Below are 14,803 nucleotides of genomic sequence, written 5' to 3' on the forward strand. Positions count from 1 at the left end.
CCCTTATTGAATCGTATAACCGCCGTCCAGGACGTTCGCCTGACCGGTAATGCCTTTTGCTTTGCGACTGGCGAGGAATAACGCATAATCGGCGATTTCCTCGACGGCAAGCAATCGTTTTTGCGGAACGAGCGGATAGATGACGTCTTCGAGGACTTTTTCCAGTTCGACCTGACGTGTTTTCGCGAGATCCGCCATCTGATTGCGGACGAGCGGCGTATCGACGTATCCTGGACATAAGGCATTGACCGTGATCCCGTGTTCCGCCCCTTCCAGTGCCGCGACTTTTGTCAGACCAAGCAGACCGTGTTTTGCGGAGTTATAAGCCGCTTTCCCGGCAAAGCCGATCAACCCGTTGATTGATGCCATGTTAATGATCCGGCCGTACCCTTGCTCCTTCATGAGCGGGAAAGCATGTTTGATCGCAATGAACGGTGCCGTCAGCATGATTTTAATCATCAGTTCGAACTTCTCCGTCGGGAAGTCTTCAATCGGCGAGACGTGCTGCAGACCGGCATTGTTGATTAAGACATCAAGTCGGCCGTACCGCTTTATCGTCTCGGCAAAAACCGACTGGACTTGTGCTTCATCCGTGACGTTCAGTGTCAGTCCGATGACATCATGTCCCGCTTCCTGTAACGACTTCGCTGCTGTTTCGGCTGCTTCCGTGTTGACGTCCGTAATGACGACCTTTGCTCCTGCTTCGGCGAAGGCTTTTGAAATTTCAAGACCGATCCCGCTTCCTGCTCCCGTCACGAGTACGATATCTCCATTGACCATTCGACTCACTCCCCTATGCTGATGCGTTCTAGTTCAGGACTGACCGTAAAGTCTGCTTCCGTCACGTTGCGGATGTCTTCGACTGCGAGTCCGTCCAATGTCTCAATCAAGACCATCCCGGCTTCCGTGAAATCAAAGACGGCTTTGTCCGTGATCAACCGGTTGACGACTTGACTGCCGGTCAGCGGTAACGTACAACGTGTCTTAACCTTTGACTCGCCGTACTTATTGACATGCTCCATGATGATGACGACCCGTTTCGCCCCGTTGACGAGATCCATCGCCCCGCCCATTCCTTTGACCATCTTGCCCGGAATCATCCAGTTCGCGAGGTCCCCGTTCTCGGCGACTTCCATCCCGCCAAGAATTGCGAGATCGATATGACCTCCGCGAATCATCGCAAACGATTCGGCACTGTCGAAGTACGACGCGCCTTTTTGTGCCGTGACGGTCTCTTTGCCGGCATTGATTTCGTCGGCATCAACTTCGTGCTCGAGCGGATAAGGTCCGATACCGAGCAGACCGTTTTCCGATTGCAGCATGACGTGCATGTCGTCCGGAATCGCATTGGCGATCAGTGTCGGAATCCCGATGCCGAGATTGACGTACATCCCGTCCTCGATTTCCTGCAGTGCACGGTTGATGATGATTTCTCTAGACGTTGCCATAATATCTCCCCCTTATGCTTCCCGGACTGTCCGGCGTTCGATGCGTTTCTCGTAGTCCGTCCCGACGATGATTCGCTGGACGTAAACCGCTGGTGTATGAATCTCGTTTGGATCAAGTTCTCCAACTTCAACTAGTTCTTCGACTTCGACAATCGTCACTTTACCGGCTGTCGCGACAAGCGGATTGAAGTTCCGTGATGTCTTCCGAAAGACGAGATTGCCGAGCTTATCCGCTTTCCAGGCTTTGACGAGCGCAAAATCACCGACGATTCCTTCTTCAAGCAAATACGTTTTTCCATCGAATTGTTTTTGTTCCTTGCCTTCCGCTATCGGTGTCCCGACACCGGTCGGCGTGTAAAAACCGGGAATGCCTGCCCCGCCGGCCCGAATCCGTTCCGCCAGTGTCCCCTGTGGTACGAGATCGACCTCAATCTCGCCGCTCAAGTACTGCTGCTCAAACATCTTGTTTTCACCGACGTAGGAAGAGACCATTTTTTTGATTTGGCGTGATTGCAATAAGATGCCGAGTCCAAAGTCATCGACACCACAGTTGTTGCTGACGACCGTCAAGTCCTTGACCCCTTTTTCCTGCAAGGCCGCAATCGATTTTTCCGGAATTCCGCACAGGCCGAACCCGCCGACGACGAGTGTCGCCCCGTCAAAAATATCTGCTGTCGCTTCCGTGAATGAATCATAGATTTTCCCCTGTTGCATCGTTCGTTTCCCCCTTTTTTAAAGCCAACCGTTTAATAAAGACCTGTCAGATTGTACAGTCCGATCATCAGGAAGACTGTGACCGTTTTCAGAATCGTAATCATGAAGATATCACGGTACGACTGACGGTGCGTCAAGCCGGTAACGGCAAGCAACGTGATGACAGCTCCGTTATGCGGTAACGTATCCATACCGCCGGACGCCATCGAGATGACACGGTGCATGACTTCCGGCGGGACACCGCCTGACGTGATCGCTTGTGTATATTTATCGGACATCGCACTTAATGCGATTCCCATTCCGCCTGACGCAGAACCGGTCACACCGGCAAGGGCCGTCGTCGTGACCGCACCATTGACGAGCGGATCGGTGAACGTCGTCGAAATCCCGTTTGATACCGTCTTGAATCCCGGTAAAGCGGCGATGACGCCGCCGAAGCCGTACTCGGCCCCTGTATTCATGACGGCAAGCAAGGCACCACCGATACTGAGGTTCAGTCCGGCCTGGAAGTTTGTCCGGACTTTTTTAAAGTCATACAGCATTGCCGAGATGATGCCGATGATCAAGGCCATTTGGACGGACCAGATAGCAAGGACGGCAGGCGTCTCTATTTTCCCGAATGCTTCGAGACCAATCGCTGCGAAATCAAAGCCTTCCGGATACCAGTTCGGAATCGCAAGCGTGAAGTATTTGTTCATGACGGCGACTAAAATCAATGGAACAAAGGCCAACACTTGGCGGTAGACCGGCTGTTGTGCCGTCTCAAGCGTCATTTCCGGCTCGTTTTTCAGTTCCATCTGCGGAGCACTGCTGGCTGCCGTCGCTTCAAATCCAGCATAGCCTTCTCCTGCTTGATGGGCTTTACGTTTACGTGATTCGAGATAGAACATCCCGACGGTCAAGATTATCAAGCCGCCGACCGATCCCATGATTGGCGCTGCGTAAATGTCTGTTTTAAAGAACGTCGTTGGAATGACGTTTTGGATTTGCGGTGTTCCCGGCAAGGCGTCCATCGTAAACGTAAACGCACCAAGGGCAATCGTTCCCGGAATCAGACGTTTTGGGATATTCGCTTCGCGGAACAGGTTTGCTGCGAACGGATAGACGGCAAAGACGACGACGAACAGGCTGACGCCGCTGTACGTCAAGATTGCTCCGAGCAGAACGATAGCGAGAATCGCCCGTTTCGCTCCGATCATCCGAATGATCGACTTCGCAATCGATTCGGCGATCCCTGACATCTCGACGACTTTCCCGAAAATCGCTCCAAGCAGGAAGACCGGGAAGTAGGCTTTGATGAAGCCGACCATTTTTTCCATAAATATGTTCGAGAAGAATGGTAAGACCCAATCTGGATTCGTCAACAAGACGGCGAACAAGGCACAGATGGGAGCAAACAAGATGACTGAAAAGCCACGGTAAGCGACGAACATTAATAAAGATAAGGCAAGAAGAATGATAATCAGTTCCATGGTGGATCTCCTTTAATTTTTTAGTAAGCGCTTTCAATTGCTTCTTCATCATTTAACAATTGAATCCACGAATGGTCAATCAAAAACCGCAAACCTATAAGTACAGCTTATAGGTTCTATAACTTCACATTATAGACACATTTTCTTTTTTGATGTCTTTTTCGGAAATCTTTTAGGTAGATGAAGGATTGTTTGACGTCAGTAGCGTATTCTAACGGTAGAACGATTTGTCACACGAAAGCAAGGTGCGTAAATTTGAAAACCATTCTTTATGATCTCCTCCATAACCTGACCCTATTGATGAGTGGCTTTTATCTCCTCGGAAAACTGTCACCTCATCCGATCACCGTCGATTCCAAACGTTCGATCCGTATTCTGTACGGAATCAGCCTGAGCGTCTTATCTTGGTTGCTGATGCAGCTGACGATTGAGCCGGTTCCAGGTGTCCTGGTTGATTTGCGGCACATTCCCGTCATCGTCGCCGCTTATTTTGCCGGTCCGTTGCCGACGATGATCGTGACGATCGTCATCATTCTTTACCGGTTCAGCGTTAATCTGAACAGTTCGGCTTATGTCGCGGCACTGTTCATCACTTTGATCGCTGTCGGGACGTCGCTGCTCGTCAAATGGCTTCCGATCTATTCCAAGCGGACCTTTACGATTGTCACGGTGTATGCGACTGTCCTGCACGGAATCGTCTTGACATACGTCTTAGCTGACTCGGGATTCATCATGGACATACTTAGCGTCGTCCTGCCTGCCTCCTTCATCAGCAGTTGGATCGCTCTTGTCATCATCCGTGACATCCGGTTGACGAAACAGTCGATGCGGACATGGCAACAAACAGCACAACGTGATTTTTTGACCGGCTTACATAATTTTCGTGCTTTCACGGATCATTTTGACGATTTAAAACAACAAACGATTTTACAACAGCATGAAGTGGCGTTGATTACGATCGATATCGATCACTTCAAGCATGTCAATGATACGTTCGGTCACGAAGCCGGTGACGAGGTGTTACGTCAATTCGCCTCCCGTTTACGGGACGGAGTGACGGACGCCGGTTTCATCTCCCGCAACGGCGGCGAGGAATTTTCCGTTCTCGTCGAACAGTTGACAGAGCCAAAAGTCTTGGCGCTGGCGGAACAGTTACGGGAACGGATTGCGACGACCCCGTTTCAGTTAACGAACGGTGCTCAGTTGCCGTTGACCGCTTCGTTCGGTGTCGCCCATTTTCCAAAATCGACATCAGAAATTCAACAACTGGTCACGGATGCGGACTTAACACTGTATCATTCCAAACAAAACGGGCGGAACCAGGTCACACTTTTTGCACGGGAACTCGAAGTAGCGGTTACCCGCACTGTCGATTAGGGATGGACGAATCCGGAGAAATCGGCTACGTTTGATGGTGAGGAAGGTGATTGATCATGAAATTAACAAAAGGACCTTACATTATCATCGGTCTGCTACTCGGACTGCTCTTCGGCTTCATCGGGGATAATTTTTACCTGTATGTCTCCGCCGGAATTTTAGTCGGAGCGATGCTCGAAGGGTATGTTGCCTGGCAACAACGAAAAGAACGAAACAAATCCAATCATTCTTAAGGAGGTACTACGATGGGCTTCAGTGAACTGTTTGTCTCGACACTTGCGTATATCGGAGTCGCAACACTTTTACTCGCAATCGGGGTGGTCCTGTTTGAAGTGACGACCAAATCAAAAGAGATGGAGCTGATTCGTCAGGGAAAAAAAGCCGCCGTCTACGCGTTCGGCGGACGGATCCTTGGTCTTGCAATCGTTCTCTACTCAAGTATCACGAACTCGGTCAGCATCCTCGACATGGTCTTATGGGGAGCTTTAGCAATCGTCTTCCAAATCGTCCTGTTTTATTTGGCAGACCTGATCATTCCGCGGATCAGCATGACGAAAGAAATCGATGCCAATAATGAAGCCGTCGGTTTATTATTGCTGTTTCTTTCAATTTCGATCGGTTTGATCATCGCCGGTTCCCTTACATACTAAAAAAAGCGCCAACAATCCGGTCGTGGATTGTCGGCGCTTTTCATTTCTCCAGATCTTCGAGTTCTTTTTGCGAACGGGGATAGCCGTTCGCCTGCCACTCCGCCCGGTAAATCGAATCGAGCTTCGTCAATCCAACTTCATCCGGATCTTTGTCGGCATCTGGACTTGAGTCCTGATCGAGATGCGTTAAATACTCTTTTAACGGATCTGTATTTTTTTGCTCTTTGTTTTTCAATAAAAGAAGACCGGCTCCCGCTAACACACTCGCTCCGAACACATAACGCTTTCGTAACCGCATCGGTTTCCCTTCTTTCTCCCAAAACACCAGTTAGACAAGTCCGCCCCCGTCCCGTAAGTCAGGATGTGCCAGCTGTCTGACTTGTCCTTGCTCAACGGTCAGGACGTGATCGGGTTGTCGTTCGAAATAACCGGTTTCGAGCACTCCTGTCAAACTTTTCAGTTCCTTGGCAAAGTGTTGGACGTCCTGGACCTGCTTGAGATCGACATCCAATATCAGATGTCCGCCGTCCGTCACAAACGGTTTTCCGCCCTGCTCCCGTAGCGTCACGTCGACATGCTTGTCCTGTAAAAAACGTTCGACATACGGTCTCGCAAACGCATCGATTTCAACTGGTAGCGGTCCGGTCAGATGATGAACGAATTTCGAAGCATCGGCCAAATAGAGAACTTCCCGGCTCATCAGCGCGACGACTTTTTCGCGGAACAGTGCACCACCGCCGCCTTTGAGCACCCGGAAATGTGGATCGATTTGATCAATCCCGTCGACGATCAGGTCAATGTGCGTCACTTCTTCGAGCGACAGAAGTGGGATGTTCAACCGGTTGGCTTGTTCGACCGTCTCGTTGGATGTTGCGACCCCTTGCACCTGTCCGCCTTCTTCGACCCATTTCCCTAAGACATCGATGAAACTCCGGGTCGTCGAACCCGTCCCAAGACCAAGAATCATCCCGTTCCTGACATGCTTGATGGCGGCTTTCGCCAGTATCGTTTTCTCCTGTTCATACATCCGCACCCCTCCTTCGTTAATACTCTATTCCCGATTGCTCAGGAGTTCAATCGACTGGTATAAGCGAATCCGTCTCCTTCAGGTACAAGACAATGCTGTCACGTAACGGGGTAAGGGACTGTTGCCAAAAAGCAACGGATTGCGGATCTCCTCCGAGATGACGTTCAATCAATTCTTCGATTGAAGCCTGTCCTGAATCCCGCAACAACGGTTCGAATTGACTGGTGAACGCCGCTTTGGATTGTTTGACGGACGCATACAACTGGTTACTCAACAAGTATCCGACGGTGTAGGGAATGTTGTAGAACGGTTTTCCCGTATCATAAAAATGACCGACATAAATCCATTTATAAGGAGTCGGTTCCGCCAATACATCTCCGTAAAAACGCGCATCTTCCTCCCACATCAGTTCATCCATTCGGTCGCTTGAGATCGGTCCCCGTTGCCGCTCGGCGTAAAAACGTTGTTCAAACCGGAACATGTTCGGAATCGTTCCGACGTATTTTAATCCTTCATTGATTTTAATTTCAAGCATCGCCAGTTTCTCCTCACGCTCCGACTGTTCGATGACGGCATCAAGGACCAGGTTTTCCATGAATGTCGATGCCGTCTCAGCGATACTTGTGCCTTTAATCTGATCAAGGAACGGCAACTCGTGTAACAGCGAATTATGATAAGCATGACCCAGTTCATGAGCAAGCGTGACGACATCGGGATACGCTTCCCGGTACGTCATGAAGATCCGGCTTTCTTTAGCGACCGGGAAAGATGCACAGAAACCGCCTTCTGCTTTACCCGATCGGTTTTCGGCATCAACCCATCCTGCTTCGAACACGGTTTTCGTAAAGGTCGCCAACCGCGGGTGAAGTCGGTCAAATTGATGCAGAATAATCGATTGTGCATTTGCATAGGAAACATGACCCTGTGAGGTAAAGGTATTCGCCTCTACATCGTGCCATGCCGGTTCAGTGACGTGGGCGAGACGAAACTTCCGTTCGTAATAGGACTGGAACAACGGACGATTTTGATCAATTGCCGCAAGCAACGCTTCAATCGTCGATTTTTTGATCCGGTTTTGTTCACACAGTTCGGTTAACGGGTCGTTCCATCCCCGTTTCGCATACACTTGCAACCGAAAACCGGCAATCCGGTTTAGAATCATCGCAAAGTCATCTCGTTCAGCAGCACATGTCTCAACGACAGCTGCCGCAGCTGTTTGCCGATCACTTCGTGTCGCTCCATGGAACGCTTGATGCAGGGCATGTCCAATCGTGACGTTTGTTTCATCAAGTGGAACCCGTAAGCCGGTCAAACGCTGTTCATATAACTGTTCCCATGCTGAAAATCCGTCAATTGCTAGTGCCTGAATTAATTTTTCCTGCTTTGCCGGAAGACGCCGTTCCATGATGGTGCGGCGTTCGGTCAGATAATAAGAAGACGTGTCAGATTGCAGTGTTGTCCATTCTTCTTCAGATAGTGTCCGTAACCGTTCTTCAAAAATCGTTTCAGTCGTCCCGAGACTTGCCTGCAGTCTATCGGTCTTCTCAAGTAGCCGGCTCACTTCTTGACGCGAAACATCTTCCGCGTACAGGCAATACACAAAATCACTCAGCTCTTCGATATGGCACCTGATTTGCTCAAGCTTCATCAATTGGGCCGAAATCGGTGTTTGACCGGTTCCGAACTGTTCGAATTCCTGCTGTAACGCCTTGAACGTCTGTTTCACGTCCTCAATCGAATACAGTTTTTCGAGTTGCCAGCGGGATTGCGTAATCGACATAATTCTTCCTCCTTTAGTCAAGTCATTTCGTTTTCTTCGGCTTTCCTTCCGATGAGACCTGCCAATCGACTACTTTGCTAACAAAAAAACATCCTTCCGCTGACGAAAGGATGTGTGGATTGACTCATTAAATGACGAAGAAATAGACACAAAGGAAATGCGCCAAGCTGCCTAACAGGACGAACACATGGAAAATCTCGTGGAAACCGAGGTGTTTGAACGAAAGAACACGCGGTTTTAAACCGTAGATAATGCCACCGATCGTATAAAAAATCCCGCCGAGGAATAATAAACCGATTCCGATTGGCGACAGGACCTCTGCGAGCGGTGTGATCGCAAAGACCATGATCCATCCCATCCCGATATACAGCGTTGTCGATAACCAGCGCGGACTGTTGAACCAGACGAGTTTAAAGGTGATGCCGAAGACAGCAATCAGCATGACGATACTGAACAATACCCAGCCGGTCGGTCCGTTCAGACTGATCAGACAAAACGGGGCGTAGGAACCGGCAATCAGCAGATAAATCATTGAGTGATCGAGACGTCTCCATGTCGCAATGGCCCGGTCACTCGCCAGTACCATATGATATGTCGCCGAGACCGCGTACAAGGCAATCATGCTGACACCAAAGATGATCGCCGCGACGATTGGTAGTCCGGCGCCCCGCTCCAGTGCTGCTTTGATGACCAGGGCCAGCAATCCGATAAAGGCGAAGACGGCTCCGCCAAGGTGGGTCAGACCATTGATGGGTTCTCTCATATACGTTTTCATAAATTCCCTCCGTTTTTATGTAGTTTTAAATACTACATAGCGTTATATGAACATTCTATCATACACTAGAGAAATAGGAAGCCATTCCGCATTATTTTTTTGGAGGTATTTTCATGACACAGTCAGATCAACCGAAACCATCACTCGACCGCCAGTTGGAATTAACGGATATCCCGAACATCGACCTCTACATGGATCAAGTCATCCAATTGTTTGAACGGACGTTTGAAGAGACGACACGGACGGAAGGCGAAACGATTTTAACAAAGACGATGATTAACAATTACGCCAAGAAAAAATTGTTTTTCCCGGTCACGAATAAAAAGTATACAAAAAATCACCTGATCTTGATTAGTCTGATTTATCAATTGAAAGGAACGTTCTCCATCAATGACATCAAAACGATTTTAACGGACTTGAATACCGGTGTTACGGAACAAACGATTGATTTAGAAGATTTTTATCAAACGTATCTCGATACGACGGCGGCCAATCAGACCTTTTTTGAGGAGCAGCACCCTCAGACGGATGATTTGGGTCATCTCGAACAGTTGCAACTGATTTTATCGCTCGCCCACATGAGTAACTTGTACCGCCGAGCGGCCGAGCGATTGATTGACCGATTAGAAAAGTAACCGTCTTTCTTTTGTGTGTCATGGTAAAATAGGGAAAAAAGGATGAGGTGCAGGAGATGGAACTCGGACAACGTTTTTTGGAACGCTTAGATGAAACTGGACACTATTTCGTCAATTACCAGGATGGCATTTTAATCGAACTCGCTTTTGATGCTGTCGTCGGGCGTCATTCGACACCTTTTCCTGAGTTGGAGAAGACGGCTCAGTTTTTGGAAAAGCATCTCCGCTCCCATCAGACGCAAGCCCTGTTGCTTGCTTCAAAAATTCAAGCGTATGACGCGGAACCGTCCGAACGGATCGCACCGATGATGTCGATTTATAGTTTTTTTGCGACACATCGACTTATCCATCCGCTCAATGCCTATTCGACCGCTTTGTTGATCAGCCGCTTACAGGCGACCGATAGCCAACTTGAACGGACCGTCTCGTTGTACCGGCTCTGTAAAACGTCTCACCGGTTCATCGTCTCGCCCCTGCTGATCTCGTTTCTGTTTTTAAACAGTCTCCGACGGGGCGAAGTATCAACAATCCACGACCAGATTGAATCGTTGTATGACATGTTGAAAAAGCGGTTCGGTCGGTCTCAGCAAACGTATGTCACGGCACTCTTATTTGCCTTATTACCGGACGAAGACCATCACCTTTATCTCGATCAACTCATCCAGTCCCGGAATGCCTACCGCAAACACGGGATCCCACTATCGTTTCATGCGCTGCTTGCGTTACTTGGTCAACCGGATGCTCACAAAGCAGCGCTCGAACAGTTATCGGACCGTTTGCGACAAAATCCACACTTTAAATACCGTAAGGATTTAGTTTTCCTGACGGCCGTCCGGCTGTATCTTGCCGATCATCCGACGTTACATCAATTGTTTGCTCCATACAATCCGGCTGACTGGACGAATTCGACCGATTTCCTTCCCGTTTTCTTGTTCCCGGTCGACTTGACGGATACGTCCCATGCGACAGACGGTGGAATGGCGGACGGCGGATTTGACGGCGGCGATGGCGGTGGTGGTGGTGGTGATTAACTTCGTCAATCCAATGCCTCCTTCCGTAAAGGTTTTTTCTTTTAAAAAAACAAAACAAGGGAGACGGATTTTAAAATCCGTCTCCCTTGTTTGTATAAAAAGCGGCGCATAACCCCGATTATTTTTGTTGATCGTCTGCGTCAGACGGTGTAACATCGCCGTCTTCATCTGCTTCATGGGACAAATCAGGTGCTTCGTCAGACGATGGTTCAGAATCCGGGCGTTCCGTAGTTTCTGAATCCGACGACTTTTCGTTTTGATTGTCAGACTTCGAAGCTGATTCTTTTGGATGCTCTGATTTTGAATCCGACTCTGTTTGTTCTGCCGTATCCGATTGATCGCGACCTGCGATATCGTCGTTTGTCATGCGATTCCCCGATGTAATCGGATCCGTTTCTTTTTCGTGTTGCTCTGACATGGTAACATCCCCTTTGAATCATGATGATTACAGTATTCCCTTACGAGAGACGGTTAAACATCCTGAGTATGCGTGGTCTTAGAAAAATCGGCAATCAAGTTCGTGATGGGTTGCGGATGATGCAGATAATGTCCTTGTACATAGAGTTGATCTCCCAAGGCAATGATTTGCCGGAATTGAGCGCTTGTTTCGACTTCTTGAATGACAAGCGCGATTCCAAGTGCCTGCGTCAACGAATAAACAGACTGCACCATCGACTGTTCGAGTTGATTTTGAACGAGACGCCGTGTAAAGATTGGATCTAATTTGACGGATTGCACCGGCAAACGGAGTAAGGAATTGAGGGAAGCATAATGACTCCCAAAATGATCGACACTCAGACGATAGCCCGCCCGGCGTAACAGTTCCAAACGCTCGATGACTTTTCGTTTTCCGATTTGCAGCACTTCTTCCCGAATTTCAAGCACGATCCGGTCTTGCTTAAACGTCGCGCACTTCGAAAATTGTAACAGATCGGCGAGCATCGTATCCGACTTGAACTGACTCGCTGAAAGATTAATGGAAATCGTCACGGGACGTCCTAACTCCGTCTCTAACCGGACACTGTCTGAAAGTGCCTGTGCAATCGTAAAATGTCCGATTTGACCAAACTTACCTGTTCGTTCCGCAATCGGGATGAAGTCGACCGGACTGACGAATCCGAGGACCGGATGATTCCAGCGGAGTAGCGCTTCGACAGCAACCGTCTCTCCAAGTTTTGCATTAAAGATCCGTTGGTAATACAATTCGAACTGGCCACGTTCCAACGCCTGCTCCAATTCTTGTTCCAACACCTGGTTAAACGGATGTTGTTCGACCTCTCGTTGTTGATCCACAAATAAGATACCTGCTTTACCATCCAGCTTGACTTGTTGCATTAAAGCTTCAGCCGCATAGACTTGTGTCTGCCGGTTCATATGGTCGCCTGTCAACAAACTGACTCCGGATGAGGCTGTCAGATGAATCGGCTCATCTGCGAGACCTGTGAGCGGCCGCTCGATCGCTTCAATGACGGCTTCCGCAAAGACCCGGCCCTGCTCTGAAAAATCGGCTTGTTCGAACGGAGCTAAAATGATGAATTCGTTTCCATCCATCCGTCCGACGACATGTTCCGGAATCGCTGCATACTTCAACCGTGAGGCGATTTCCTGAAGCACCTGGTTTCCGATCCGGTATCCATACTTTGCATTAATCGAATGAAAGTTATCGAGATTGAGTACCATCAAAAAGGTAGGATGACTGGATACACTCGAAATCAGACGATTCATGTATCGTTCGTTATAGACGTCGGTCAATGCATCCTTGATCACATAGGTCTCGACACTGATGGATTTACTGATGATATCGGCATAACTTTCAATCATCTCTAAATCCGTTTCACTGAACTCATACGGTTGATCGTCAAAAGCACACAACGTCCCGATTTTCTCATTGTTCGCATTTTTAATCGCGACACCTAAAAAGCTTCCGTTCCCAAGCGATTGAGTGACCGGATGGTGACTCGTCATCGGATTCGCTAATAATTCATTGATTTGAATTTTTCCGTCCGTCTCATCGATGACTAATTTACAAAGAACATGTTGAAAGATATGAGTTGTTCCTTCTTCAATCAGTTCTTTTCCCTGATTGATCGCCTTGACGATGAAATTACTGTTTAAATCATTTAATGCAAAAAACAGCGTGTTGACGCCGATTTTTTCACTCAATTGATTTAAGATATCTTCGACAAGCGGGTGTAGGGCTTCATATCGCATTTGCGAGTTATCCACGTGTTGTCTCTCCTTTCCTGCTTAGTCCTCTGCCGCTTCGACCGAAAATTGAAGCGTAAACGTACTGCCTTTTCCTTCTTCCGACTGTACGGCAATTGATCCGCCGTGGTCCATGACAATCATCCGGCAAATGGCCAGGCCAAGACCCGTCCCGCCAATTTTCCGCGTATCCGAGTTATCGGCCCGGTAAAATTTATCAAATACAAAAGGTAATGCTTTTTCAGGAATCCCGATCCCTTCATCCTCAATCGTTAAGACTATGTGGGGGCCCTTCACTCGACCGCGGACTTGAATCGTTCCTCCGTCAGGCGAATATTTGATGGCATTCATGATTAAGTTCGTGAAGAGCTGTTTCATTTTCTCTTCGCTGGCCGTCAATTGATAATCCCCCGCCTCAAACATTACCCGAATCCGGTGTTTGCTGCTCGCAAGCTCGAACATCGGGCGCATCTCATAGACCAGCTTTTTAAGGTCAAGCCGTTTTTTGACGATACCTTGTGAAATATCCTCACCTTTTTGGATTTCCAGAATATCATCAATCAACTCTGCCAGACGGACCGTCTCAGAATGAATCGTCTCAAGATATTTTTTTTGACGTGGCCCGTCAAGTGAACGGCGCATCAACAGTTCCGTAAAACCCATGATGGACGAAAGTGGTGTCCGGAGTTCATGGGAAACAATCGAGACGAATTCCGACTGCTTCAAATCCAACTCTTTTTCTTTCGTGACATCACGCAAGACGAGCATCATTCCCCACTCGACATTCGCAATCGCGATTCGTTCCGCATAGGCACTCAATAACAGATTCCCACGAAAAGCCGACAATTCAATCGTCTCTCCCGGAATCTCACCATTCATCAACTGACCGATATAGTCATGCAGCGCATCCGGCTGATCGACATGCTCGAATAAGGAAGTCGCCCGTTCATACGCATGGCGGAATCCTTGGGATTGGCTGACGAGTTTTGGCGGAAACATGTTCAACAACGCCTGATTGGCGTAAATCTGTTCCCCGCTGCTTTCGATATATAATACCGCTTCCCGGATCGAATCGAGTAATTGGTAGGTCTTGATTTTTTCATGCTCCATTTGATGGAACAATAGGTGACGTTCGAGCGTCATCCCGAGTTTTCGTGACAAATCCAGAATATCCCCGACCTGTTCCAAGTTGAACTGCTCGAACGGATGTTTGAGGTAGATGACACCAACGACACCTCCGTTACTTGGTGACTGGACAGGAATTGCGGATTCATAGATCCTCTCTGCCAAAGGGAGTTGAACCGATTTGCGCATGACAAAAGCGCGGCGCAACACAGAATACTGATCCAAATCCTTTTCGATCAATTCAATGTCTTCCACACCTTGCGTCACAAGGTGGCTCAATTGTTCCCGGCGATATAACAGAATCGCCCCCTCTTCAAGATCGACGAGCTGAAGTAATTTAACAAGCAACGTCTCACAGGCCGACTCGACGTTTTGAGTCGCCAATGCTTCCATGATTTCATTGCGGTGTTTCAATTTATGTTCAACTTCCGCCAAGTCCTGTGTCAGTTGACCAATCCGTTGACGGTCGGTCGTCTGCAACGTCTTGACAGGAAATGGACTGGTCTTCAGACGGTACGGTCTCGTCTTTTTTTCCGGACGATATCGAACAATTTTTTTCAATGG

General features: G+C 48.6%; 15 protein-coding genes and 2 pseudogenes. 5 read left to right on the forward strand and 12 right to left on the reverse strand.

What is annotated here, in order from left to right:
- Positions 1-3: 3 nt before the first annotated feature.
- The 5 genes and pseudogenes from P402_RS0110670 to P402_RS17260 all read right to left on the reverse strand — a co-directional run.
- Positions 4-780: a 3-hydroxybutyrate dehydrogenase gene (locus P402_RS0110670; protein WP_026828674.1), complete on the reverse strand. Its 777-nt coding sequence runs from the start codon at positions 778-780 to the stop codon at positions 4-6.
- Between the two features lie 5 nt (positions 781-785).
- Positions 786-1,448 carry a 3-oxoacid CoA-transferase subunit B gene (locus tag P402_RS0110675; protein WP_026828675.1) on the reverse strand — a complete coding sequence of 221 codons (663 nt, stop codon included), beginning with the start codon at positions 1,446-1,448 and terminating at the stop codon, positions 786-788.
- Positions 1,449-1,460: 12 nt separating this feature from the next.
- Positions 1,461-2,162 carry a CoA transferase subunit A gene (locus tag P402_RS0110680; RefSeq protein ID WP_026828676.1) on the reverse strand — a complete coding sequence of 234 codons (702 nt, stop codon included), beginning with the start codon at positions 2,160-2,162 and terminating at the stop codon, positions 1,461-1,463.
- Between the two features lie 32 nt (positions 2,163-2,194).
- Positions 2,195-2,902, reverse strand: a pseudogene (locus P402_RS17255) (GntP family permease); the annotation flags it as partial.
- Between the two features lie 86 nt (positions 2,903-2,988).
- A pseudogene (locus P402_RS17260) lies at positions 2,989-3,634 on the reverse strand (GntP family permease); the annotation flags it as partial.
- 255 nt (positions 3,635-3,889) lie between these two features.
- Here P402_RS17260 and P402_RS0110690 point away from each other — a divergent pair.
- From P402_RS0110690 to P402_RS0110700, 3 genes are read left to right on the forward strand one after another with little or no spacing between them, the layout of a single operon-like run.
- Positions 3,890-5,011, forward strand: coding sequence for a GGDEF domain-containing protein (locus P402_RS0110690; protein WP_026828678.1), 1,122 nt, complete (start codon positions 3,890-3,892; stop codon positions 5,009-5,011).
- Positions 5,012-5,067: 56 nt separating this feature from the next.
- Positions 5,068-5,244, forward strand: coding sequence for a hypothetical protein (locus P402_RS17065; protein ID WP_165871658.1), 177 nt, complete (start codon positions 5,068-5,070; stop codon positions 5,242-5,244).
- A 12-nt stretch (positions 5,245-5,256) separates the two neighbouring features.
- Positions 5,257-5,661 carry a DUF350 domain-containing protein gene (locus P402_RS0110700; RefSeq protein ID WP_026828679.1) on the forward strand — a complete coding sequence of 135 codons (405 nt, stop codon included), beginning with the start codon at positions 5,257-5,259 and terminating at the stop codon, positions 5,659-5,661.
- Positions 5,662-5,701: 40 nt separating this feature from the next.
- On the opposite strand, the gene P402_RS0110705 is transcribed toward P402_RS0110700, so the two are convergent.
- The 4 genes from P402_RS0110705 to trhA all read right to left on the reverse strand — a co-directional run bounded on the left by P402_RS0110705 (position 5,702) and on the right by trhA (position 9,243).
- Complete coding sequence (locus tag P402_RS0110705) at positions 5,702-5,959, reverse strand: hypothetical protein (RefSeq protein ID WP_026828680.1); 258 nt, start codon at positions 5,957-5,959, stop codon at positions 5,702-5,704.
- A 30-nt stretch (positions 5,960-5,989) separates the two neighbouring features.
- Positions 5,990-6,688, reverse strand: coding sequence for a ribose-5-phosphate isomerase RpiA (gene rpiA / locus P402_RS0110710; RefSeq protein ID WP_026828681.1), 699 nt, complete (start codon positions 6,686-6,688; stop codon positions 5,990-5,992).
- A gap of 46 nt (positions 6,689-6,734) precedes the next feature.
- Positions 6,735-8,468, reverse strand: a complete 1,734-nt coding sequence (locus P402_RS16505; RefSeq protein WP_051525156.1) for a M3 family oligoendopeptidase — start codon at positions 8,466-8,468, stop codon at positions 6,735-6,737.
- Positions 8,469-8,595: 127 nt separating this feature from the next.
- A complete protein-coding gene (gene trhA / locus P402_RS0110720; RefSeq protein WP_026828683.1) occupies positions 8,596-9,243 on the reverse strand; it encodes a PAQR family membrane homeostasis protein TrhA in 648 nt (215 codons plus the stop codon).
- A 113-nt stretch (positions 9,244-9,356) separates the two neighbouring features.
- Here trhA and P402_RS0110725 point away from each other — a divergent pair, with 113 nt between their 5' ends.
- Both P402_RS0110725 and P402_RS0110730 read left to right on the forward strand, forming a co-directional pair.
- A complete protein-coding gene (locus tag P402_RS0110725; protein WP_026828684.1) occupies positions 9,357-9,878 on the forward strand; it encodes a DUF1836 domain-containing protein in 522 nt (173 codons plus the stop codon).
- Between the two features lie 56 nt (positions 9,879-9,934).
- The gene (locus tag P402_RS0110730) at positions 9,935-10,909 is read left to right on the forward strand and encodes a DUF4003 family protein (RefSeq protein ID WP_026828685.1); all 975 of its coding nucleotides are present in this window, start codon (positions 9,935-9,937) and stop codon (positions 10,907-10,909) included.
- A gap of 118 nt (positions 10,910-11,027) precedes the next feature.
- Here P402_RS0110730 and P402_RS0110735 read toward each other — a convergent pair whose 3' ends face one another.
- Genes P402_RS0110735 through P402_RS0110745 form a run of 3 tightly spaced genes read right to left on the reverse strand, consistent with a single transcriptional unit; the run spans position 11,028 to position 14,800 of the window.
- On the reverse strand, positions 11,028-11,327 hold the full coding sequence (locus P402_RS0110735; RefSeq protein WP_026828686.1) for a hypothetical protein: 300 nt from the start codon (positions 11,325-11,327) through the stop codon (positions 11,028-11,030).
- Positions 11,328-11,380: 53 nt separating this feature from the next.
- Positions 11,381-13,135 carry a sensor domain-containing diguanylate cyclase gene (locus P402_RS0110740; protein WP_235188865.1) on the reverse strand — a complete coding sequence of 585 codons (1,755 nt, stop codon included), beginning with the start codon at positions 13,133-13,135 and terminating at the stop codon, positions 11,381-11,383.
- A gap of 21 nt (positions 13,136-13,156) precedes the next feature.
- Positions 13,157-14,800: a sensor histidine kinase gene (locus tag P402_RS0110745; RefSeq protein ID WP_026828688.1), complete on the reverse strand. Its 1,644-nt coding sequence runs from the start codon at positions 14,798-14,800 to the stop codon at positions 13,157-13,159.
- Positions 14,801-14,803 lie beyond the last annotated feature (3 nt).

The sequence above is a fragment of the Exiguobacterium sibiricum 7-3 genome (assembly GCF_000620865.1).
GTDB classification, from domain to species: Bacteria; Bacillota; Bacilli; order Exiguobacteriales; family Exiguobacteriaceae; genus Exiguobacterium_A; species Exiguobacterium_A sibiricum_A.